Raw genomic sequence first — 21,462 nt, forward strand, 5'->3', positions numbered from 1 at the left:
ATCAGGATGTCTTTATGGCTTTGCCAGATAGAAACAAGTTAGTCAGAAACTTTTCCCGATGCCCGAATTGGGAAGAAAAATATCTGTACGTGATTGAGCTGGGTGGCCAGTTACCGGCTTTACCGGAAGAACACCGTCAGGATCAAAACCTGATTTCCGGCTGCCAGAGTCAGGTATGGATTGTGATGCGCACTGATGAAAATGGTGCACTGACCTTCGAAGGTGACAGTGATGCAGCCATTGTTAAAGGTCTGGTCGCGATTGTCTTCAGCCTGTATCAGGGTTTAACGCCTCGTGATGTGGTTGAACTGGATGTGCGTCCGTTTTTCACTGAACTTGAACTGAGCCAGCATCTGACACCTTCACGCTCGCAAGGGCTGGAAGCGATGATTCGCTCTATTCGCGCTAAAGCCGCAGCGTTGTCTTAATACCTCTCGCTGCTGTCCTGCCTTGCTCATTAGGAATTGTCTGCTAATGAGCAAGGCAGATGACTTCTTTCTCTGCGCATATCTCCTTTTACTCCTGATTTTTCAACCCACTATCCTCCTGCTTTTTATTCTGACTTCTGTAAGGTAACTTTCTGATTTACAGTGGTTTGATTGCCATGAAATTCTGTGCTGCTAATATTACCGGACAAGATAATTGTCTTGCCTCAGATTCGCTGAGCGCAGGCCGAAAAAGGACTGAGTATGAGACGCGCATTACCCCTTCTGGCAATGTTAGTTGGCACAATAATGGCAACGCATTCCATGACCGCAAGTGCAGCAGAATATCCATTGCCGCCGGATAATAGCCGCCTGATTGGCGAAAATACAACGTATGTTGTGCCCAACGACGGTAAGCCGCTGGAAGACGTGGCAGCCAAATACCAGATTGGCCTGATTGCGATGCTGGAAGCGAATCCGGGAACTGACCCTTATTTGCCAAAAGCCGGAACTGTGCTGACCATTCCTTCGCAGATGCTGTTACCGGATACCAAACGTGAAGGTATCGTAGTCAATCTGGCTGAAATGCGTCTTTACTACTATCCGAAAGGCGAGGACAAAGTCATTGTCTATCCGATTGGTATCGGCCAGTTAGGGCGTAACACACCGGAGATGGTGACATCAGTCAGCCAGAAGATCCCCAATCCTACCTGGACGCCCACTGCCAATATCCGTAAAGCCTATCTGAAAGAGGGGATCACATTGCCGGGCATGGTCCCAGCCGGGCCGGATAATCCGATGGGCTTGTTTGCGATGCGTCTGTCTGCAGGAACAGGACAGTATCTGATCCACGGCACCAATGCGAACTTCGGCATTGGTATGCGCGTGAGCTCCGGTTGTATCCGTCTGCGTCCTGACGATATCGAAGCGCTGTTTAACTCGGTGCCTAAAGGGACACGCGTACAAATCGTGAATCAGCCAATCAAGTTTGATATCGAACCGGACGGTAAACGCTATATCGAGGTGCATCAGCCGTTGTCCCACACGGAGAAAGATGACCCGCAAACCAAACCAATTCCTCTGACTGCAGCAATGAAGAAATTTATTAAGCATGATGAGACTAACGCTGAGATGGTAAAAGAAGCGATTAAACGCCGTGCGGGTATGCCGGTTGTTGTCAGCGTTGGCGATAAAGCGGGGGATACACCACCGGCTATCAATCAGCCGCAAACAGCGACTTCGGGCGAACCGGCAGTCAATACAGCCAGTACGCAGTAAACGTCGCAGAAACACATCAGAAACGATTTAAACTTCAGGGGCCATCATGGTCCCTTTTTTATGTCTGACATTCACGTGAGTGATTGAGGGCGTTTTAAATGGGGGGTTTAGTGATGATTCAAAGACCTGAATGTGAGGGAGAAAAAAAACATAATGAAATTGCAGGTAAAAAAAATGGCGCACTGAGTGCGCCATTGAACTAGAGAAGTAAATATTACTTCTTGTAAGCGTGAGCTTGGTTATCCAGACGTTGGTTAGCGCGAGCTGCATCGTCTTTAGCTGCTTGAACGTCAGAACGGATTGCGTTCACGTCGTTGCTCAGTTGGTCAACTTTAGAGTTCAGAGTAGAAACGTCTGAAGACAGTTGGTCGATTTTAGCATTGCTTGAACAACCAGCCAGCATAGTTGAAGCCAGGATTACAGCGCCCAGTACCAGTTTAGTGCGATTCATTATAAAACCCTCTAGATTAAGTTAATCTCCATGTAGCGTTACAAGTATTACACAAACTATTTTCTAATGAGAATAATTTTTTGCCGGTAGACGCTATATTTTGATCGTTCGCTCAAAGAAACATCTTTTTTTACGAAAAAGTTAAAAATTGCAGCGAAAACAGCCGTATTCCATGGGACTTATCCCAATTTTGCAGCTACTGCATTTAGCACTTTTTATGAAAGAAGATACTTTTTGAATAAATAAACGCCACATTTCGCGGCGTTCATTAATGCTCTTGGTCACGTTTTTAATTAAACAACATGCACCGATGAAGTATTGGTTGTACCGCTCTGTACCAGTGCGCCAGAAACCATCACTACGATATCACCTTTTTGTGCCAGACCGCTTTCAATCGCCGCTTCTTTACCGATACGGTAGAAGTCGTCAGTAGAAGCAATCTCTTTCACCAGTTGAGTCACCACACCTTTGGTCAGGATCAACTGACGTGCGGTGATTTCATTAGTGGTCAGGGCAAGGATAGTCGCATGCGGGAAGTATTTACGCACGGCTTTTGCTGATTTACCGCCGCTGGTGGCAACGACGATCAGTGGCGCGTCCAGTTTCTCTGCAGTTTCAACAGCACCACGACAAACCGCTTCTGTGATACGCAGCTTGCGGTTTTCGTTCTGGCCATCAATGCGGCTTTGCATTACGCGGTCAGTACGGTCACAGATGGTAGCCATGATAGTTACAGCTTCCAGCGGGTATTTACCTTTCGCACTTTCGCCAGACAGCATCACTGCGTCGGTACCGTCGATGATGGCGTTAGCTACGTCGCCAGCTTCTGCACGGGTAGGGCGTGGGTTTTTGATCATGGAATCGAGCATTTGCGTAGCGGTAATAACCACTTTGCGTGCACGGTTACATTTCTCAATCATCATCTTCTGCGCGAAGATAACTTCTTCAACCGGAATTTCAACACCCAGGTCACCACGGGCAACCATGATGCCGTCTGACGCTTCGAGGATTTCGTCGAAGTTATTCAGGCCTTCCTGGTTTTCGATTTTGGAGATGATCTGGATGTGTTCGCCACCGTGTGCTTTCAGGTGTTCGCGGATTTCCAGAACGTCAGAACGTTTACGGATGAAAGAAGCCGCAACGAAGTCAACGCCTTGCTCGCAACCGAAGATCAGGTCACGTTTGTCTTTTTCAGCCAGTGCTGGCAGTGCGATAGAAACACCTGGCAGGTTAACGCCTTTGTTTTCGCCCAGGTCGCCGTTGTTCAGCACTTTACAGGTCACGTCGGTTTCGGTGACGTTGGTCACTTCCATACCAATCAGGCCGTCATCGACCAGAATGGTGTTGCCGATTTTCAAGTCAGCAGCAAAACCCTGATAGGTAACCGCAACACGTTCGGTGTTACCGATAACGCTTTGATCCGTGGTGAAAGTGTAAGTCTGACCCGCAACCAGAGAAGCGTCTTTGCCGCCTTCCAGTTTCATGGTGCGGATTTCAGGACCTTTGGTGTCCAGCAGAATTGCCGCTTTGTGACCGGTCTTCGCCATCACGTTGCGGATATTTTGAATGCGCTGACCGTGCTCTTCATAATCACCGTGAGAGAAGTTCAGACGCATAACGTTCATGCCTGCATCAAGCAGCTTGGTCAGCATTTCTTCGGATTCAGTTTTCGGTCCGATGGTACAAACAATTTTGGTCTTTTTCATGACGATTTTATCTACAAGTTGTGATGGATAGGAAAAGTGTTTGCCTGACAGCATCGCTGCCCGCGCGGAATTGAGGTGGTGCCTGATTGAAGCAAATCATTACTAAGCGTAGAAGACTGTGAAAGGAATGGTGTAGTAAGTTCAGCCAAAGCATAGCGATTTGTGCGATTTATCATCGCTACTGGAGTGGTGATGCTTTTGTAAGTGCGATATCGACAGATCAAGGGGCTGAAACCATTCAATCGAAGAGACGATGCGTATTATAGAGGGGAACAGGTTGGGAAACCAAATAAAAAACGTGATGCGGCGCAAGCTTAGGGCAGATTTCGGAACGTTGTTTTGAAATTATCCAATGCGGGCAGGGGTGAAAGCAGAAGTGATAACGGTTTGTTCACGCAAGTGTCAAAAATGATACATACGGGAAATAATCTTAAAAAATACAAACGGATGACTTAACGTAAATTTATCAGGGAAAATAAAAGCCAGCAGAGAGGTTCAGGTCGTTCCAGGGAGTTTGATGCACAAGGGAGAGTTCAGGAAGTTGCTTTGGTGCGTCCGAGTGGACTCGAACCACCGACCCCCACCATGTCAAGGTGGTGCTCTAACCAACTGAGCTACGGACGCACAATATGCAACGGTACTGCTAAGAAAGATGGTGCGTCCGAGTGGACTCGAACCACCGACCCCCACCATGTCAAGGTGGTGCTCTAACCAACTGAGCTACGGACGCATCGTTTTTCTTTTTCATCAGCCAGTGTTGGCGACGGGGACGAATATTAACGACCTCTCTGAATACTGGCAAGGGAAAAAAGACATTTTCCTGTCATATTGTGCGTGACTGCCGAGCTTATGTGCATTGCGTTGTTTTTTTAGACATAACAGCCAGCGCAATGGCTGAAAAATCCGCGCGCCGGAACAGATATTCACAGCACGCGGATGAAGCCGGGGGGATTAACGGCCCGCTTTTTGCAAAATGGTGTAAGACGGTTGGTTCTGTAACCAGCGCATCCGCAATGTCATCATCAGCGCTGCGAAGGTCAGCCCCAGAATAAATCCGCACCAGAAACCGCTGGGGCCCATCTGCGGAACCAGAATATCGGTCAGTCCGAGAGCGTACCCTACCGGCAGGCCCAGCACCCAGTAAGCGACAAACGTAATATAGAAGATGGAACGTGTGTCTTTATAACCCCGCAAAATGCCGCTACCGATAACCTGAATCGCATCTGAAATCTGAAACAGCGCAGCAAAAATCAGAAGATGGGAAGCCAGAGTGACGACTTCCGGGCTGTCATTATAAAGGGAGGCAATGTGCTCGCGGAAAATGATGGCCGTCAGACTGGTGCAACAGGCCATCATAATTCCCGTTCCTATACTGGTATAAGCCGCAATCTTCGCGCCTTCAACCGACGATTCACCCAGCCGCGAACCCACACGAATCGTGGCGGCGACACCTAAAGACAGCGGAATGACGAACATCAGGGAACCGACGTTGAGCGCAATCTGGTGACTGGCGACAGCCACGATCCCAAGTGGGGAGACGAGCAGGGCAACGATCGCAAACAGTGTCACTTCGAAAAATAATGCCAGTGCGATTGGCATACCGAGCTGGATCAGACGGCGCAATGTCGGCCAGTCGGGTTTCGCAAACCGCGAATGCGGCTGAGTATCGCGCAGGGCACGATTGCGACGTACGTAAATCCGCATGATGAAGAACATGACCCAATATACGGTCCCCGTGGCGACACCACAGCCGACGCCTCCGAGCGCGGGCGCACCGAACTTTCCGTAAATAAAAATGTAATTCACGGGAATGTTCACCAGCAGACCGATAAAGCCGAACACCATGCCTGGCTTGGTTTTTGACAAACCTTCACACTGGTCACGCAGCACCTGGAAGAATAAATAGCCCGGAGCGCCCCACATAATGGCATGCAGATAGCCGACGGCTTTTGCTCTCAGTTCGGGATCAATATTATGCATCAGGCTAAGAATATGGTCGCACTGTGACAGCACCGCGATGATCAGCACCGAAACCCCCGACGCCAGCCAGAATCCTTGCTGAACCTGATGACCAATTTTATCGCGACGCCCGGCTCCATTTAAATGCGCGATGGTTGGTGTCAGTGACAAGAGTAAACCGTGTCCGAATAAAATCGCCGGCAACCAGATTGAGGTGCCGACAGCGACGGCAGCCATGTCCGTGGCACTGACCGATCCCGCCATTATTGTGTCCACAACGCCCATGGATGTCTGAGCTATTTGCGCAAGGATGACCGGGATGGCAAGCGCTAACAAAACCCGCGCTTCTGCAAGGTACTTCTGCACAGATACACCTTTTTTCTTGATTATATTGAATAAAAAACGCCACAACAGATGGCATTAAACAGAGAGAAATAGTCCGAAGATTGTACATTGTCGGTATTTTTAAGCAAACAAAGCTGTTAATAGTTGGTTAAATAATGGAATTGAAGCAGACGGTGCTATTTCTTCTTGCAGAGATTTGGCTTTCAATTAATTCTGCGGCAAACTGAACGGAGTGACGTTTTAATACAACAGATTCAAACATTGAGGAAAAGGCTATGTTTACCGGAATTGTACAGGGAACCGGCACGGTCGTATCGATCGACGAGAAACCCAATTTCCGTACCCATGTTGTTCGTTTACCTGAAGATATGCTGGATAACCTGCAACTCGGCGCATCGGTGTCACACAACGGTTGCTGCCTGACGGTGACTGAAGTGAACGGCGACCTGGTGAGTTTTGATCTGATGAAAGAAACCCTGCGCCTGACAAATCTGGGCGAACTGAAAGAGGGCGACTCAGTTAATCTGGAACGTGCAGCGCGTTTTAATGATGAAATTGGCGGACATTTAATGTCTGGTCATATTATTTGTACGGCGGAAGTGGCAAAAATCCTGACGTCAGAAAATAACCGTCAGATCTGGTTCCGTATGCCGCATGAAGATTTGATGAAATATGTATTACATAAAGGTTATATCGGTATCGACGGTATTAGTCTCACCATCGGTGAAGTGACCCGCACCCGTTTCTGTGTCCATTTAATTCCGGAAACCTTGCAACGTACGACGCTGGGCATGAAACGTCTGGGCGACAAAATTAATATCGAAATCGATCCGCAAACTCAGGCGATTGTCGATACGGTCGAACGCGTATTAGCCAGTCGTGAAGCTGCGATCGCTACGGCACAGGCGATGATTGATAAAGCCGAATAAGTTATCTCAGACCCTTTATTGACATAAAAAAACCGGACATTCAGTGTCCGGTTTTTTATTAGCTAACGCATACAACCATCAGCGTGGTACGCGCATTCCGCCATCAACGCCTTGTGGGCTAAAGACGACTTGCCACAACTGAATGTCCCGGGCGCGGAAAGCACCGGCGCAGGCATTCAGGTAGTAGGTGAACATGCGGTGGAAACGTTCACCGTATTTTTCCGCCAGTTCCGGCCAGTGTTTCTGGAAGCGTTCATTCCACGCCATCAGCGTGCGGTCATAATCAGCGCCGATATTATGCCAGTCTTCCATTACAAATAATGACTCACTGGTTTGTGCAATTTGTTGAACAGACGGCAGGCAACCGTTGGGGAAGATGTATTTATCAATCCACGGATCGACATTAAGGTCTGTTTTATTAGAACCGATGGTGTGCAGCAGGAAAATGCCGTCAGGTTTGATATTGCGTTTGGCGACATTAAAATAGGTCTGATAATTCTTCGGACCCACATGTTCAAACATCCCGACAGAAACAATGCGGTCAAACTGATCATTAAGGTCACGGTAATCCTGCAGCAGGATTGTGACATCCAGCCCTTCACAGCGTTTTTGAGCCAGTTTTTGTTGTTCAGCAGAAATCGTGACACCCACAACGCTCACGCCATAATTTCTTGCCGCAAACTCTGATAATCCACCCCAGCCGCAACCGATATCCAGCAAGCGCTGTCCCGGTTTTAATTGCAGCTTGTCACAGATCATTTTGAGTTTTGCTTCCTGTGCTTCTTCAAGCGTAGTGGCCTCTTTCCAGTAGCCGCAGGAATATTGCATGTACGGGTCGAGCATCAGAGTAAATAAATCGTTGCCCAGATCATAATGCTCTTTGCCAACAATCCACGCCCGTTTGCGGGATTGCAGATTGGTCAGGCGTGCTGCGGCGACACGTAAAGTATCTTTAAAATGGTGGGGGAGTTTACTTTCCAAACCGGCACGAATAACGCGCTGGAAAAAGATATCCAGACGGTCGCATTCCCACCAACCGTCCATATAACTTTCACCGAGGCCCAGAGAACCTTCCTGTAAAACACGCTTAAAGAAGTCAGTGTTTTTTACTTTAAGGTCGAAAGGACGATTACCGTTTACCTGAATATCTGCCATCGCCAGCATTTCACTGGCGATCCGGTACCACTGATTGTCCTGAATGCTTTGATCTTCTATACACGATGAACTCATAGCTTCTCCATCACTTTCTCTTCTGACTTATTAACCTGCCGGGAAAAGCAAAGGCTATTTTTGCAGGTCTTTATGAGAACAGACGACTAGCGCCTCGCCCGATATTCGACACCAACAGAGGAAATTAAGAAGAACGCCTGCGCGCCGTAAGACGTGCAGGAAAATCATCCTTGAAAAAGTACAAAAAAATAAGTGTGACACTGTCCGCGCGTCTGGCTTAAGTATGTGATAAAAGTTTTGTAAAAGTGCTATTTTATTTGGTTTTGTTGAGTATAGGCTCGCTGGCAGGCATTCTCAATAGTTAATCGTGATGAATGAAAATGCCCGTTAAGTGACTGTTACATCAGGGTATTATCACTATTAATTAGCATGCCTTGTCTGAGCTTCCTGCTCTGATTCCTGTCCATTGTCTTGCGGGCTTTCATGCTGCAAAGAGAGCCAGCGGCCCAAAACTATCAACAATAGTGTAGACAGCATGATCGTGACTGTCGCCATGAGCGGATGCACAATAAATGCGGAAACCAGCAAGCTGGCAAGGAAGCACAGCCCGAGCTGCAGCGTATTTTGCAATGCTGCCGCCTTGCCTGTATTAGCAGGAAACGGCATTAATGCATTTGCGACAACAATTGGGTAGGTTGCACCATTCACCAAAGCCATCAGACAGAAAGGGATCAGCAGGCTAATCAGCCCGGCATCCGTGAACATGGCAACACAGAACAAAGTCACCATACTGACGCCGTAACCCGCCAGTAACCATGGCAGAATTTTATTACCGTCCAGCTTGCTGATCACAACACGGCAACCAAAACCACCAAGCAGGAAAGCAATAGTCTGCGGGACATAGCTCAGCCCGATGGCACCGGGTGAATAACCCATGTCGCTCAGGATAAACGGTGAACCCGTTAACCACGCAAAGAATCCGGCTGAACAGGCGGCATAAATCATGACATTCCCGCTGTAAACAGGCGATTTCAGTAACGTCGCAAACCCTGTTTTATCAGCCTTCGCTTGTTTTGCAGGTTTATTCTCACGCAGAGTCAGCGTCGTCAGCACCAGGACGACGGCGACTGCGGTCAGCAGAGCAAAAATGGCTTCCCAGTCAAAATGATTGAGTACCCACGCACCAAGTAATGGTGCCAGTGCCGGAGAAAGAGCCACTAACGGCATAATGCTGGCGAAGGTTTTTTTCGCCACATCGGCAGAGAAACGGTCAACAACGATTGCCTGCCAGGTGACTGCGGCGGCACAAACGCCCATCGCCTGTAAGAAGCGCAGGGCCAGAAGGGCGCGTACATTCTCAACCCAGATAACGCCCAGACAACCGACCGCAAACAGTGTCAGACCAAGAAGCAATACCGGTTTACGGCCGATCCTGTCTGACAACGGCCCCCATAACAACTGACCGAGAGCAAATCCGCCGAGAAAAATGCTCAGACTTGCGCTGATCATTCCGGGGCTGGTCATCAGACTGGTTTGCATGGCGCTGAACGCAGGCAGATACATATCAGTGGCTAAAAAGCCCAGCATGCTCAGTCCCGCGAGATAGAGCATAAATCCAAAGGAGGGTTTCATTATCGTCTCGTTAATTTATTTATTGCAGATGATGTGATGCAGATTACATACCGGAGGCGGAGTTTAACGCTTTGATAACAGGCTTGTGAAACGCTAATATTTGCACTCTGCTATCAAAAATATTGAAGGCTGAATTATGTGGTCAGAATACGCCCTTGAAGTGGTAGATGCCGTGGCAAGAACGGGTAGTTTTAGTGCGGCAGCGCAAGATTTGCACCGCGTGCCTTCTGCTATAAGCTATACCGTCCGTCAGCTTGAGCAGTGGCTGGCCGTGCCGTTGTTTGAACGTCGCCATCGTGACGTGGTACTGACGCCTGCGGGAAAGGTTTTTGTCGATGAAGCGCGGATTCTGACAAAAAAAATGATAGCCACGCGCCGGCAGTGTCAGCAGGTGGCGAACGGCTGGCGCGGCGAATTACGTGTGGCGGTTGACCGGATTGTAAAACCCGCACGGACACGGCGTCTGGTGCTCGATTTCTACCGCCATTTTGCGGACACCGAACTCATTATTCACTCAGAAGTGTTTAATGGTGTCTGGGATGCGCTGGTTGACGGGCGGGCAGACGTGGCGATCGGTGCTACACGCGCGATACCGGTTGGCGGGGGCTTCAGTTTTCGTGACATGGGATTTATGGACTGGCATTGCGTCGTCAGCCCGCAACATCCGCTGGCGCAGTTATCCGGCGCGCTGAATGATGATGAGTTGCGGCCTTATCCTGCACTCTGTCTGGAAGACACCTCCCGGACATTGCCTAAGCGGGATACATGGACGCTGGATAACCAGCGGCGGCTGGTCGTGCCAGACTGGACCTGCGCGCTGGAATGCCTGACCGAGGGCTTATGCGTGGGTATGATGCCGGTTCATCGCGTCACGCCGTGGATAGAACAGAAAAAGTTGCAGGTGCTGACGCTGGAAAATACGTTTCCCGACAGCCCGTGTTGCCTGACGTGGGATCAAAGCAATCCGTCACCCTCGCTGGCCTGGTTGCTGGAATATATGGGCGATACAGAAACCATGAATCAGGAATGGCTGCGTGATTAGAAAAAAAACGCCTGCATCTGCAGGCGTTCGATATCTGTTAACGGCGGTAATCGCGGTACGGACCATCGGCTACGGAACGGCGTTCGACCAGTTTCGGATGCACCTCAATGGTCTGAGACTCTTCACGCTTACTGACAATTCTGTCCAGCAACATGGTAAAGGCCATTTCACCCAGACGTTCTTTCGGCTGATGCACGGTTGTCAGCGCGGGGGAGAAGTAACGGGCGTTACGCACATTGTCGTAACCGATCACGGAAATATCCTGAGGAACGCGCAGGCCCAGTTCGTCTGCGGCACAGATTGCGCCCATTGCCATCACATCGCCACCACAGAATACGGCAGTCGGGCGGTGCTTCTGCATCAGAATTTTATGCATCGCCTGATAGCCCGATTCCGGCTCGAAATCGCCCTGAACTACCCATTCGTCACGCAGCGGAATATTGGCTTCAGTCAGTGCTTTCACAAAACCCTGGAAGCGGCCACCGCCGGTATTACGTGCCAGTTGGCCCGGGATCACCCCAATATCACGATGACCGCGTTCAATCAGATAACGCCCGGCCATGTAACCCCCTTCGAAAGCATTATCAATAATGCTGTCGGTGAAGTTCTTACGCGCTTCGCCCCAGTCCATGACCACCATTGGGATCGAACGGTGCTCCTCGAGCATATTGAGCAACTCATCAGGATATTCCGCGCACATCACCAGCAAGCCATCGACGCGTTTTTGCGCCAGCATTTGCAGGTAGGCTTGTTGTTTCTCCAGATTATTATGCGAGTTACACAAAATCAGCGTATAGCCTTTGGAGAAGCAGCTGTTTTCTACGGCTTCAATCACTTCGGCAAAATAGGGCGCTTCGCTGGAGGTGGCAAGCAGACCGATCGTTTTGGTGTTATTGACCTTCAGACTGCGGGCTACAGCACTCGGCGAGTAATGTAACTCTTTGATTGCAAGGAGAACCGCTTCTTTGGTTTCTTCGGCGACGAAACGTGTTTTATTGATGACGTGCGACACGGTTGTAGTGGAAACGCCAGCGCGCTTTGCGACATCTTTAATCGTTGCCATGTAAACAATGACTCCTGAACTCACGTGTTTCAGCACGTTAGCATTATGTTAATCGTTTGCTTGCGTGGATCTCACTGCTGGCTTCTAAAAGGGCAGTGAAATCGTTGGGTGGATTCTTCAGAATGAGGCGTGAAATGCTCTCGGGTGAAATCAACCAGCACACAGGCGTGTTAACCGACAATTTTCTCTTATAATGCAGGAAAGTGGAAGTAAAATTCTCAGGGATACATTGTCATTCAGCACAAGATTTTAAATGTTAATTATGCGAAAATGCGTTGGCACACAATTAGTGTGGCTTAAAAAATGCCACAATTTGATCCGAAAGGGGGTTTGATGGACAGCAACCTGAAATTATCGTTGATCACCACGGTATGCGCTTTGCTTATGATTATCGCTTTCAGCTTCACTGCGGTGATGAACTGATTCAGTAAGTGAACCGCTATAAAAAAGGGCGATTCCTGTTACAGGAATCGCCCTTTTCAATTTTACGCAGTGGCCGTTACCGCCGATACTCTTCCCTGCAGAAACTCTTCGTTAAATGCTATTCAATGGCTGATTAGCGAAACTTCAGACTTAACGAATTGTTTATTATCGGATCGTTTTCGGCGTCATTACCCGGCGTGCACCCACATAATGATCTTGCCAGTAATCGTCGCCGAGAGAGGTGATTTTAATGTCTTCGCCCGTTCTTGGAGACTGAATAAACTTGCCGTTCCCCACGTAAACACCAACATGGTCTGCTGCGCCGCGGTTATTGATTCTGAAGAACACCAGATCACCGCTTTCAAGTTCGCCGCGTTTGACCGGAGCCGCATCGCGCAGGTGATACATTTCATTCGCTGTGCGTGGCATCTTAATACGGATCAAATCTTTGTAGGCGTAATAAACTAAGCCGCTGCAATCAAAACCGGTATTCGGCGAGGTTCCGCCCCAGCGATACGGTTTTCCTACCTGATGCATCAGTTTGGTCATCGCCGTTTGCTGGGCATGCTGATAGCGTTTTTTATGCGTTGCACTTAGCGTAATCGGTTTGCTGTCTTCTTCAGGCTTTTTACCTTTACGGTGCCGGCCATACGCTTCTTTTTTACTGACCCTTTCTGTGCTGTTTTTCGCGAGTGAACGGGTTTTGGCGTGTTTCTCTGTTTTGCTTTCGGCCCGTGTGGTCTTCAGTGTCTTTTCTTTTTTACTTTCGGCCCGGGTCGTTTTGACACTTTTCTCCGTCGTGGTCTTTCGTTTAGCCAGTTCGGTGCTTTTAACTTTCTTCTTCGAATTCTTGTCCTGAATTTTTTGTTCTGTCACTGGCGCGATTTTAGTTTTTTTACTGGTTTTCGCGGCCACCGTTTTTCGCTTTCGCCGTTCTTCAGGTGCAGCCTGATTAACATGGCTTTTACGCTGATCGGCAGAAACACGTGTCTGCGGCGATGCATGTGCCATATTCAGAAATAGCTGGGTAAAGAGCAGCACAAAAAGCGTGAACAGTAAGCGCATAGCTTCGTTACCATGAGTGGTAGGTTAAACATCAGGGATGTCAGAGTATTGCCTAAAAGAACCTGACAAAAAAGCACGAATTGACTCGATTCTAGATCATATTGTGAGAAAAAGTTAATGGCTTTTTTTATGTCGAAATAACCGCCATTTTTAGTCAAAAAAATAACCACTTTTCATGGTGTTAATATTTGAGTTAAAGAATGGAATTTTGCAAATCTGGCGTTATCGATGAACGCCAAAAATGTTATTCTCAATGAATGTTTAAAGATGTGAGCCTGAGCGCACACATTAAAGATTGTTAAATAAAATGCCAGTATTGAGAAAGACCCCACAAAAAATGGCGTTTTTATCTGATGGCTGCCATCGTTACAATAGAAGGTATTGTGATTGCGCACCGTCTCTTTATGCTGCGCGTGAAGAGTAATGATCGTGACAGCCTGTACCGGCTTGAGGAAGCAAGAAATGACCACTCCAACAATTGAAAAAATTCAGAAGCAAGTTTCTGAAAACCCGATTCTGCTGTACATGAAAGGTTCGCCGAAACTGCCAAGCTGCGGTTTCTCCGCTCAGGCTGTTCAGGCGCTTTCAGCCTGTGGCGAGCGTTTCGCTTACGTGGATATCCTGCAGAACCCGGACATCCGTGCTGAGATGCCAAAATTTGCTAACTGGCCAACGTTCCCGCAACTGTGGGTTGACGGTGAACTGGTTGGCGGCTGCGACATCGTGGTTGAGATGTTCCAGCGCGGCGAACTGCAGCAGTTGATCAAAGAAACCGCTGAGAAATACAAATCTTCTGAAGAGAGTAATACGACAGAAGACTAACGTTTTTTCGGCCGGAAAGTAAAAAGAGCGACATGATGTCGCTCTTTTTTTGTCTTCAGTTCGGCGCAAAAGCCGTTATTGCTGATTTTCTTCCGATGCTGTTTCGTCTTCGACTTCTTCGTCTGAAAGCGCCAGAGGCCAGCCGCCTAAGCGTTTCCAGCGGTTGACCAGCTCGCAGAACAACTCGGCTGTGCGCTCGGTGTCATACAACGCAGAATGTGCCTGGCTGCTGTCAAAGACGATGCCCGCGCTGATACAGGCTTTTGCCAGCACCGTTTGCCCAAGCACCAGCCCGCTTAATGCGGCGGTATCAAATGTGGCAAAAGGGTGGAACGGATTACGTTTCAGTCCGGCACGTTCAGCCGCTGCCATCAGGAAGCTGTGATCAAAATTGGCGTTGTGCGCCACGATGATCGCGCGGTTACAGTTTTGCTCTTTCATCCCTTTACGGATGACTTTGAAAATCTCGTGCAGGGCTTCATATTCACTGACTGCACCGCGTAACGGATTGGTCGGATCGATACCGTTAAACGCCAGGGCTTCCGGCACCAGTATTGCGCCTTCAAAGGGCTCGACGTGGAAATGCACGGTCTCATCGCTTTGCAGCCAGCCGTCCTCATCCATCTTCAGGGTGATGGCTGCAATTTCCAGCAGCGCATCGGTTTTGGCATTAAATCCGGCGGTTTCTACGTCGATAACCACGGGATAAAAACCACGAAAACGGCCTCTCAGGGCGTTAATGTCACTATTCTCGGCCATTAGTTTCTTATCTTCATCGAATTCAGCACGCATTATGGCAAATTTTGCCGCCACTTGCAGGGTTGTGGCAAAAATGGGTCAATAAAAAAGGGCGCGATTGCGCCCCTGTCAGTGTTCGGGGAAGATTAATTCCCCAGCCCCTGACCTGCGTGTTTGGATTCGATCAGCTCGATTTTATAGCCGTCCGGATCTTCTACAAACGCGATAATGGTAGATCCGCCTTTGACCGGGCCGGCTTCACGGGTCACTTTTCCGCCTGCATTACGGATGTCATCACAGGTTTGCGCGACGTTATCAACGCCCAATGCGATATGACCGTAAGCCGTGCCGATGTCGTAGCTGTCGACGCCCCAGTTATAGGTCAGTTCGATCACTGCACCTTCACTTTCTTCGGTATAACCGACGAAAGCCAGAGAGTATTTATATTCAGTGTTTTCGCTGGTACGCAGCAAACGCATACCTAAAACATCGGTATAGAAGCTGATAGCACGTTGCAGATCGCCAACGCGAAGCATGGTGTGGAGTAAACGCATAGGTTCCTCTTTATTTGCAGGATGAGAGTTAACGGGTCAAGCCTAACTGATAGCCGCCGTTTTGTCTGTATTACGGCGACGGCTTGTTGAATGACTGACCAAAAAAAACAGCAGAAGGAGGGCCTCTTCTGCTGCAAGGAGTGAATCACTCTTTTTTAATTATTACAGTGTCGGATAATCGGTATAGCCTTGCGCACCGCCGCCGTAGAAAGTTTCCGGTTTGGGTTCGTTGAGAGGCGCATGAGATTTCAGGCGCTCAACCAGATCAGGGTTCGCGATATAGCTGCGGCCAAATGCCACGGCATCGATATAACCTTTTTCGATCAGTTCTTCGCCTTTTTCTGCGGTGTAAGCACCCGCCCCCACAATCACACCCTGATAATGCGCACGGATCACTGCCCGGAATTCTGTGGAGTAAGGTTTGCCGCCAGCCCAGTCCGGTTCGGAGATATGCAGGTAAGCGAGTTTGCGCTTATTCAGTTCATCGAGCAGGTAGATAGCCGCCTGTTCCTGATCTTCGCCGTTATCCAGCCCGTTGAAGGGACCCATTGGCGAAATGCGGATGCCCACACGTTCAGCGCCAATAGCCCCGATGGCAGCATCAACCACTTCCAGCGTCAGACGGGTACGGTTTTCAATGCTGCCGCCGTATTCATCTTCACGCAGGTTGGACGCCGGAGACATAAACTGATGCAGCAGATAGCCGTGCGCGGCATGCAGTTCGATGTAATCGAAACCAGCTTCGGCGGAGCAGGCGGCAGCATGACGGAAATCATTCACGATCCCCGGAATTTCGCTGAGCGCTAAGGCACGCGGTGTCGGGCAATCGACACGAATGGCGTGACCTTGCTCATCCCGCAAGCTGGTCCGCGTGTTCGGGTTGACGGCCGAAGGCGCGACCGGTGTCTGGTTGTCAGGCTGAACGCTGTTATGCGAGATACGTCCGGTGTGCCACAGCTGAACCGCAATGCGTCCGTCTTTCTGATGTACGCCGTCCACGATTTTTTTCCATGCAGCGACTTGTTCCGGCGTATGCAGGCCAGGTGCGCCGGCATACCCTTTCGCCTGGAATGAAACCTGAGTGGCTTCAGTAATGATCAGGCCAGAACTGTGACGCTGTGCGTAATATTCGCCCATGAGTGGTGTAGGGATGTCACCCGGTTCGATGCTGCGCAGACGGGTAAGCGGTGCCATAAAGACACGGTTAGACAACGTGTTTTTACCGACAACAATGGGGGTGAAAAGCTTGGTCATTTCAATAACTCCGACGTTAATGGACTGATCGGTAAGACGTTCATGGATAACTTTCACGTCACCCGACCCTTTCTTAATGCCACCTTTCTATCGCATCTGACCTGTTTGTGACTACGCGCACGGTGCTTTTTCACCAAACGCATCCTGATTTCAGGTTTGCATCCATACTTTAAGTAAGGGCAAAAAAGATTGAAAAAGAGCCGGCGGGTGCCGGCTGAGGTGAGGGCAAACCTCTGTTTTCTTGGTGAGGGCTTGCGAAACAGTAGGGCCATTTTCCGACAGGTGAAAACGGCTAAACGGACGGTAGCAGGTCTGTGTTGCAGATATTTGAAGAATGAAACATAAGACGTAAATTACCTTGCGGGATAGCAGGAAAGCGTCTTGAATAAATGTTCACCGTTATTTGCGGAGGGTGTGTGGCTCAGCAGCTCGAATTTTTTGACATCCCCAGTCCATGCCGTGGCATTTGTCAGGCTGATGAACGCGGTTATTGCCGTGGCTGCCTGCGCAGCCGCGAGGAGCGTTTCGGCTGGATAAAAATGACTGACACAGAAAAACGCCATGTGCTGCGGTTATGTCAGCAACGCCTGCTGCGTCAGCAGCGTGCAGGAAAACAGCCGGACGAACCCTTGCCGCAGCAACCGGAGTTGTTCTGATTTCACCTGTCGTTTACCGCCATCGTGACGGCGGTCCGCTTCCTGACAATTCTTGCGCGTCGCATCAATACAGCACCACGGGCGTTGTGTATTCTGTGGGTCGAAAATCGAAAATATAAGGGATTCACAATGGAAGCACACACCCCGATTTCTCCGCAAGGGCCGGTATTTTCAACGCTGATTTGTGGTTACTGGCGGCTGATGGAATGGAACATGACGCCGCAACAGGTTCTGGCGTTCATGGAACAGCACATTGAAATGGGCATTACGACAGTCGATCATGCAGATATTTATGGCGGCTATCAGTGCGAAGCGGCATTTGGTGAGGCGTTGCGTCTTAACCCCTCTTTGCGCGAAAAAATGCAACTGGTCAGTAAATGCGGCATCGCCACCACGGCAGATCCCGACAACAAAATCGGTCATTACATTACGGATACGCAGTACATTGTGGACCGTGCGGAGCAATCACTGCGCAATCTGCGTACCGATTATCTGGATTTATTGCTGATCCACCGCCCGGATCCGCTGATGGATGCCGATGAAGTCGCTGAGGCGTTCACGCGGTTGCATAAAAGCGGCAAAGTAAAACATTTCGGTGTGTCCAACTTCACCCCGGCACAGTTCAGCTTGTTGCAATCGCGTCTGCCGTTTTCGCTGGTGACCAATCAGCTAGAAATTTCCCCCATTCATCAGCCCGCCATTCTTGACGGCACGTTGGATCTTTGCCAGCAACTGCGCATCAAACCGATGGCGTGGTCCTGTCTGGGGGGCGGTCGTCTGTTCAGCGATACAGAATTCCAGCCGCTGCGTGATGAACTTCAGACTGTCGCGAATGAAATTGGCGCAGACACTATTGAACAGGTGGTCTACGCCTGGGTCATGCGGCTGCCGTCTCAGCCGTTGCCGATTATCGGCTCGGGCAAAATCGGGCGCGTGCAGTCAGCGCTGAAGTCATTGTCTCTGGAAATGACCCGTCAGCAATGGTTCCGCATTCGTAAAGCCGCATTAGGATTTGATGTACCTTAATGTTTTCACGCGGGTTTTGTGGTGCTGACCGCAGGATCCGCCGGGCCATCTTCTGTTGAGATGGCCTGCTGCAATTGTGACAGCGAGCAGTATAAACGCCAGATCACGCCTGCCAGTTCACGCGCCGCAGGTTCCGGATGGTGAGCCAGTGAATTGCTCATCCGCATTAACTCAATCAACGTGGCGTCCAGATTTTCATGGCTGACGCCGCGCTCCGTCATTACCCCTTTCAGACAATGAATACACACATCCCGCACCGCAGACAGCGGATCCGAGCGGGTTTCCCATTCGCGTAACTGCCAGACAATATGGCTGCAATTAAGCAGCACCACACCCCAGCGTAATAACCAGGTTCGTGAGAGGTGATCTTTACTTTGATTGAGCTGATTCATCCGGTGATAAATCAGGGATTCAAACTGGAAATGGCTCAGCGAGGGGTTACGGCTAAGCTGATCCATAAAATCACGACGCAGGGCGCGGATAATGCGACGGCTTTTGCGCTTATCAGAGCTGGGCCTTAACACCTGAAAGGCAATTCCGGCCAACATCACACCGGCAATTTTCGCTACGCCGTCATTCATAAAAGACTGATAGTCGTAATCCGGCGGATTCGTGACGGCTAAAAAAGATCCCATAAACACAATCATTTGCCCCCATAAACCGGCGTAACGTTTGTATTGTAGTTTCATCATCTGCATCGTTACTAACATCGGCAGGAAGAAAGCGCAGAACACCCAGAAATTGTCGATTTGGACCATCAGCCCAAATTTCAGCAGGAAACAGCCGACAAACAGTAACCCCAATGATTTTATTAACAGCGTGATACTGCTGATCGGCGAGGCCGTGGAAGAATAAAGCACGCAACTGACAGCCGTCAGCGCCACAGCACCGGCACCTGAATCCCACTGCGTCGTCATCCAGAAGGCGCAACCGATCACAATACACAAAAATGTCCGCAGCCCGTTGTAAGCGGCCTCAAGGGTATCGGTGTGCTGGGCAAGATGGCTGATTTTCGGTGGCTGGAGAGTGTCGGCTTTGGCTGCGTTGGCATTTTCCACCCGTTGCAACCAGCGTTCACTGCGAAGATATAGCCAGCAAAAATCGCGTAAACGGTGCCAGAAAGCCTGATGGCGGAAATCAGACGTATCCAGTGGCTGAATATGCAGCAGAATTCTGGACAGCTTGAATTTATCCGTGTCCGGCTTACGCAGTTCATCAAGCAAAACGACCAGTACCTCTTGTAAATTTTCCGGGGGATTGGGCCAGTTCAGCAGCATCCGGCGCAGGCTAGAAATGTAGCTGGTCATGCGTAATTGCTGATGCAGTAAATAATTAACGACATTATTTTGGCGACGCAGGCGGTAATGGCTCCAGAATGCCTGGATACGCAGAAGATTCATGGTCAGGATCTGGCCGATCAATCCTTCGTGCGACGTTCTGATCTGATCTGAAATTTCCGTACGCCACAACAATTGCGCATGTTCCAGCAACCGGGTATGCATTTTGCGCAGCGAGGTGAGCAGGGCATCACCGTCGGACGTACTGGGCAGCACCATCATCATAAAACCACCGCACAAAATACCGGTGATGACTTCGCCGACACGCGCCTGTGCGATATCAAAAATCTGTGTCGCATCGCTGACGTCTACGGTGGAGAACGCAATGATTGCCGCCGTGTAACCTGCCAGGGCAAACGCATAAGAGACATTGTTCTGATAATGGTTGGAGACGTAGGTACAAATCCCCAGCCATGCGGCAATGGCAAAAGTGAAGAGCCAGGGCTCATTCAGACAATGTCCGGCAATAAACACCGCGCCCACGGCACCCAGCAGGCTGCCCATAATTCGCCCGATACTTTTACTGATAACGCCGCCGACGGTGGGGAAACTCACCACCGCTGCCGAGGTCAGGGCCCAGTAAGGCTCGTCCATCTGAAATTCAAAAGCGATATAAAGCGCAAGTATCATCGCGATGGAATTGCGCAGGGCATAGCGCCATTGACCCCACGTGGCTTTTCCCCACGGAGTATTTTTCCATTCGAGCCAGGAAAGATTCACTGCGCGGCCTTAATTACGGATTGCGATTGTGCAGGTGGTTCCGGCAACCAGCACCACGTGTTCCGGCACATTCTCAAGCTGAATACGCACCGGCACGCGCTGGGCCAGACGTACCCACGGCACATTGGGTTTTACATTCATCAGCAAATCTTCCGGGGCATCGAGGCTCTGGTCATAAATAGCCCGGCCAATACTTTCGACCCGACCCTGCAACGGAATATTGCCGTTAAATAGTGTGATATCCGCCATGTTGCCTTCGCGAATATTTTTGAGTTTGGTTTCTTCGAAATATCCCAGAATGTAGAAAGAATGAATATCCACCAGCCCGACCAGCGGTGTCCCGGACGTGGCATAGTTTCCACGGCGGGTTTGCAGATTGGTGATATAACCATCAGTCGGCGCAACAATTGTGGTTTTACTCAGATTCCATTTGGCCTGTTCTAATGATGCCTGTGCCGCCTGATAGGCCGCCTGCATGGCTTTGGCGCTGATATTGGATTCATCAAGGGATTCGGCGGAAATAACATTGGTACCCAGCCCTCTGCGGCGCCGGGCTTCGTGACTGGCTTTGGCTAAATCAGCCGCGGCTTTCGCTACCGCAGCTTCGGCATTATCAACAGCGATTTTAAAAGGCACCGGATCCAGACTGAAAAGCGGGTCGCCGCTTTTAACAAACTGGTTATCATGGATATTTATTTCAATAATGCGCCCCGAAACTTCCGGCGTGATATTGACAATCTCGGCGCGCACTTTGCCGTCCCGGGTCCAGGGCGATTGCATATAATAATTCCACATCCACCAGCCTGCACAAATTGCGACCGCGAAAACCAGCACGGTAGAAAAATATTTGAGTGTCTTAAATTTCAT

At 49.7% G+C, this 21,462-nt stretch carries 21 protein-coding genes and 2 tRNA genes; 9 read left to right on the top strand and 14 right to left on the bottom strand.

Annotated features, from left to right (window positions below; all coding sequences use genetic code 11):
* Positions 1–14: 14 nt before the first annotated feature.
* A complete protein-coding gene (gene sufE / locus AACU55_RS18785) occupies positions 15–428 on the top strand; it encodes a cysteine desulfuration protein SufE (protein WP_134705911.1) in 414 nt (137 codons plus the stop codon).
* A 261-nt stretch (positions 429–689) separates the two neighbouring features.
* Positions 690–1,703, top strand: coding sequence for a L,D-transpeptidase family protein (locus AACU55_RS18790; RefSeq protein ID WP_013576095.1), 1,014 nt, complete (start codon positions 690–692; stop codon positions 1,701–1,703).
* Between the two features lie 214 nt (positions 1,704–1,917).
* On the opposite strand, the gene AACU55_RS18795 is transcribed toward AACU55_RS18790, so the two are convergent.
* From AACU55_RS18795 to AACU55_RS18815, 5 genes are all read right to left on the bottom strand, one after another.
* Positions 1,918–2,154, bottom strand: a complete 237-nt coding sequence (locus AACU55_RS18795) for a major outer membrane lipoprotein (protein ID WP_013576093.1) — start codon at positions 2,152–2,154, stop codon at positions 1,918–1,920.
* Positions 2,155–2,447: 293 nt separating this feature from the next.
* Positions 2,448–3,860, bottom strand: coding sequence for a pyruvate kinase PykF (gene pykF / locus AACU55_RS18800; RefSeq protein WP_037035301.1), 1,413 nt, complete (start codon positions 3,858–3,860; stop codon positions 2,448–2,450).
* Positions 3,861–4,407: 547 nt separating this feature from the next.
* Positions 4,408–4,484 (bottom strand) — tRNA-Val (locus AACU55_RS18805).
* A gap of 29 nt (positions 4,485–4,513) precedes the next feature.
* A tRNA-Val gene (locus AACU55_RS18810) sits at positions 4,514–4,590 on the bottom strand.
* A gap of 221 nt (positions 4,591–4,811) precedes the next feature.
* The gene (locus AACU55_RS18815) at positions 4,812–6,185 is read right to left on the bottom strand and encodes an MATE family efflux transporter (protein ID WP_134705912.1); all 1,374 of its coding nucleotides are present in this window, start codon (positions 6,183–6,185) and stop codon (positions 4,812–4,814) included.
* Between the two features lie 254 nt (positions 6,186–6,439).
* Here AACU55_RS18815 and AACU55_RS18820 point away from each other — a divergent pair, with 254 nt between their 5' ends.
* Positions 6,440–7,093 carry a riboflavin synthase gene (locus AACU55_RS18820; protein WP_037035274.1) on the top strand — a complete coding sequence of 218 codons (654 nt, stop codon included), beginning with the start codon at positions 6,440–6,442 and terminating at the stop codon, positions 7,091–7,093.
* Positions 7,094–7,171: 78 nt separating this feature from the next.
* Here AACU55_RS18820 and cfa read toward each other — a convergent pair whose 3' ends face one another.
* Together cfa and punC are read right to left on the bottom strand one after the other, a co-directional pair.
* A complete protein-coding gene (gene cfa, locus AACU55_RS18825; protein WP_013576089.1) occupies positions 7,172–8,323 on the bottom strand; it encodes a cyclopropane fatty acyl phospholipid synthase in 1,152 nt (383 codons plus the stop codon).
* A 360-nt stretch (positions 8,324–8,683) separates the two neighbouring features.
* Positions 8,684–9,895 carry a purine nucleoside transporter PunC gene (gene punC / locus AACU55_RS18830; RefSeq protein ID WP_134705913.1) on the bottom strand — a complete coding sequence of 404 codons (1,212 nt, stop codon included), beginning with the start codon at positions 9,893–9,895 and terminating at the stop codon, positions 8,684–8,686.
* A 136-nt stretch (positions 9,896–10,031) separates the two neighbouring features.
* Here punC and punR point away from each other — a divergent pair, with 136 nt between their 5' ends.
* Entirely contained in the window at positions 10,032–10,937 is a 906-nt protein-coding gene (gene punR / locus AACU55_RS18835) for a DNA-binding transcriptional activator PunR (protein WP_013576087.1), read from the top strand.
* Between the two features lie 37 nt (positions 10,938–10,974).
* Here the strand turns inward: punR and purR are convergent, their stop codons facing one another.
* Entirely contained in the window at positions 10,975–12,000 is a 1,026-nt protein-coding gene (gene purR, locus AACU55_RS18840) for an HTH-type transcriptional repressor PurR (protein ID WP_013576086.1), read from the bottom strand.
* A gap of 333 nt (positions 12,001–12,333) precedes the next feature.
* Between purR and cydH the strand changes: the two genes are divergently transcribed.
* A complete protein-coding gene (cydH, locus tag AACU55_RS25780; RefSeq protein ID WP_122095584.1) occupies positions 12,334–12,423 on the top strand; it encodes a cytochrome bd-I oxidase subunit CydH in 90 nt (29 codons plus the stop codon).
* Positions 12,424–12,588: 165 nt separating this feature from the next.
* On the opposite strand, the gene AACU55_RS18845 is transcribed toward cydH, so the two are convergent.
* The gene (locus AACU55_RS18845) at positions 12,589–13,488 is read right to left on the bottom strand and encodes a C40 family peptidase (protein WP_112152179.1); all 900 of its coding nucleotides are present in this window, start codon (positions 13,486–13,488) and stop codon (positions 12,589–12,591) included.
* A 353-nt stretch (positions 13,489–13,841) separates the two neighbouring features.
* On the opposite strand from AACU55_RS18845, the gene AACU55_RS18850 reads away from it, so the two are divergent.
* Both AACU55_RS18850 and AACU55_RS18855 read left to right on the top strand, forming a co-directional pair.
* A complete protein-coding gene (locus AACU55_RS18850) occupies positions 13,842–13,970 on the top strand; it encodes a hypothetical protein (protein WP_255347866.1) in 129 nt (42 codons plus the stop codon).
* Positions 13,951–14,310, top strand: a complete 360-nt coding sequence (locus tag AACU55_RS18855; protein WP_013576083.1) for a Grx4 family monothiol glutaredoxin — start codon at positions 13,951–13,953, stop codon at positions 14,308–14,310. Before AACU55_RS18850 ends, AACU55_RS18855 begins: the two co-directional genes overlap by 20 nt.
* Before the next feature lie 75 nt (positions 14,311–14,385).
* Here the strand turns inward: AACU55_RS18855 and rnt are convergent, their stop codons facing one another.
* The 3 genes from rnt to AACU55_RS18870 form a co-directional block, all read right to left on the bottom strand.
* Positions 14,386–15,102 (bottom strand): ribonuclease T, encoded by a 717-nt coding sequence (gene rnt / locus AACU55_RS18860; RefSeq protein WP_013576082.1) that lies wholly within the window; start codon positions 15,100–15,102, stop codon positions 14,386–14,388.
* Positions 15,103–15,194: 92 nt separating this feature from the next.
* Entirely contained in the window at positions 15,195–15,602 is a 408-nt protein-coding gene (gene gloA, locus AACU55_RS18865; protein WP_013576081.1) for a lactoylglutathione lyase, read from the bottom strand.
* A 162-nt stretch (positions 15,603–15,764) separates the two neighbouring features.
* A complete protein-coding gene (locus tag AACU55_RS18870; protein ID WP_037035300.1) occupies positions 15,765–16,862 on the bottom strand; it encodes an alkene reductase in 1,098 nt (365 codons plus the stop codon).
* A 410-nt stretch (positions 16,863–17,272) separates the two neighbouring features.
* Between AACU55_RS18870 and AACU55_RS18875 the strand changes: the two genes are divergently transcribed.
* Together AACU55_RS18875 and AACU55_RS18880 are read left to right on the top strand one after the other, a co-directional pair.
* Positions 17,273–17,512, top strand: coding sequence for a DUF1289 domain-containing protein (locus AACU55_RS18875; RefSeq protein WP_013576079.1), 240 nt, complete (start codon positions 17,273–17,275; stop codon positions 17,510–17,512).
* A 129-nt stretch (positions 17,513–17,641) separates the two neighbouring features.
* On the top strand, positions 17,642–18,538 hold the full coding sequence (locus tag AACU55_RS18880; protein WP_013576078.1) for an aldo/keto reductase: 897 nt from the start codon (positions 17,642–17,644) through the stop codon (positions 18,536–18,538).
* A gap of 5 nt (positions 18,539–18,543) precedes the next feature.
* Here the strand turns inward: AACU55_RS18880 and AACU55_RS18885 are convergent, their stop codons facing one another.
* Positions 18,544–20,595, bottom strand: coding sequence for an FUSC family protein (locus tag AACU55_RS18885; protein WP_134705914.1), 2,052 nt, complete (start codon positions 20,593–20,595; stop codon positions 18,544–18,546).
* Between the two features lie 9 nt (positions 20,596–20,604).
* Positions 20,605–21,462 carry an efflux RND transporter periplasmic adaptor subunit gene (locus AACU55_RS18890; protein ID WP_013576076.1) on the bottom strand — a complete coding sequence of 286 codons (858 nt, stop codon included), beginning with the start codon at positions 21,460–21,462 and terminating at the stop codon, positions 20,605–20,607.

The sequence above is a fragment of the Rahnella sp. CJA17(1/100) genome (assembly GCF_963881615.1).
Taxonomy (GTDB): Bacteria; Pseudomonadota; Gammaproteobacteria; order Enterobacterales; family Enterobacteriaceae; genus Rahnella; species Rahnella aceris.

Excerpts from the sequence above, each read along its gene's own strand:
- punR (WP_013576087.1), top strand. The coding sequence starts at position 10,032 with ATGTGGTCAGAATACGCCCTTGAAGTGGTAGATGCCGTGGCAAGAACG.
- sufE (WP_134705911.1), top strand. The coding sequence starts at position 15 with ATGGCTTTGCCAGATAGAAACAAGTTAGTCAGAAACTTTTCCCGATGC.
- AACU55_RS18790 (WP_013576095.1), top strand. The coding sequence starts at position 690 with ATGAGACGCGCATTACCCCTTCTGGCAATGTTAGTTGGCACAATAATG.
- AACU55_RS18855 (WP_013576083.1), top strand. The coding sequence starts at position 13,951 with ATGACCACTCCAACAATTGAAAAAATTCAGAAGCAAGTTTCTGAAAAC.
- AACU55_RS18880 (WP_013576078.1), top strand. The coding sequence starts at position 17,642 with ATGGAAGCACACACCCCGATTTCTCCGCAAGGGCCGGTATTTTCAACG.
- gloA (WP_013576081.1), bottom strand. The coding sequence starts at position 15,602 with ATGCGTTTACTCCACACCATGCTTCGCGTTGGCGATCTGCAACGTGCT.
- purR (WP_013576086.1), bottom strand. The coding sequence starts at position 12,000 with ATGGCAACGATTAAAGATGTCGCAAAGCGCGCTGGCGTTTCCACTACA.
- AACU55_RS18845 (WP_112152179.1), bottom strand. The coding sequence starts at position 13,488 with ATGCGCTTACTGTTCACGCTTTTTGTGCTGCTCTTTACCCAGCTATTT.
- pykF (WP_037035301.1), bottom strand. The coding sequence starts at position 3,860 with ATGAAAAAGACCAAAATTGTTTGTACCATCGGACCGAAAACTGAATCC.
- rnt (WP_013576082.1), bottom strand. The coding sequence starts at position 15,102 with ATGCGTGCTGAATTCGATGAAGATAAGAAACTAATGGCCGAGAATAGT.
- cydH (WP_122095584.1), top strand. The coding sequence starts at position 12,334 with ATGGACAGCAACCTGAAATTATCGTTGATCACCACGGTATGCGCTTTG.
- cfa (WP_013576089.1), bottom strand. The coding sequence starts at position 8,323 with ATGAGTTCATCGTGTATAGAAGATCAAAGCATTCAGGACAATCAGTGG.
- AACU55_RS18820 (WP_037035274.1), top strand. The coding sequence starts at position 6,440 with ATGTTTACCGGAATTGTACAGGGAACCGGCACGGTCGTATCGATCGAC.
- punC (WP_134705913.1), bottom strand. The coding sequence starts at position 9,895 with ATGAAACCCTCCTTTGGATTTATGCTCTATCTCGCGGGACTGAGCATG.
- AACU55_RS18795 (WP_013576093.1), bottom strand. The coding sequence starts at position 2,154 with ATGAATCGCACTAAACTGGTACTGGGCGCTGTAATCCTGGCTTCAACT.
- AACU55_RS18850 (WP_255347866.1), top strand. The coding sequence starts at position 13,842 with ATGGCTGCCATCGTTACAATAGAAGGTATTGTGATTGCGCACCGTCTC.
- AACU55_RS18890 (WP_013576076.1), bottom strand. The coding sequence starts at position 21,462 with ATGAAATTTAAGACACTCAAATATTTTTCTACCGTGCTGGTTTTCGCG.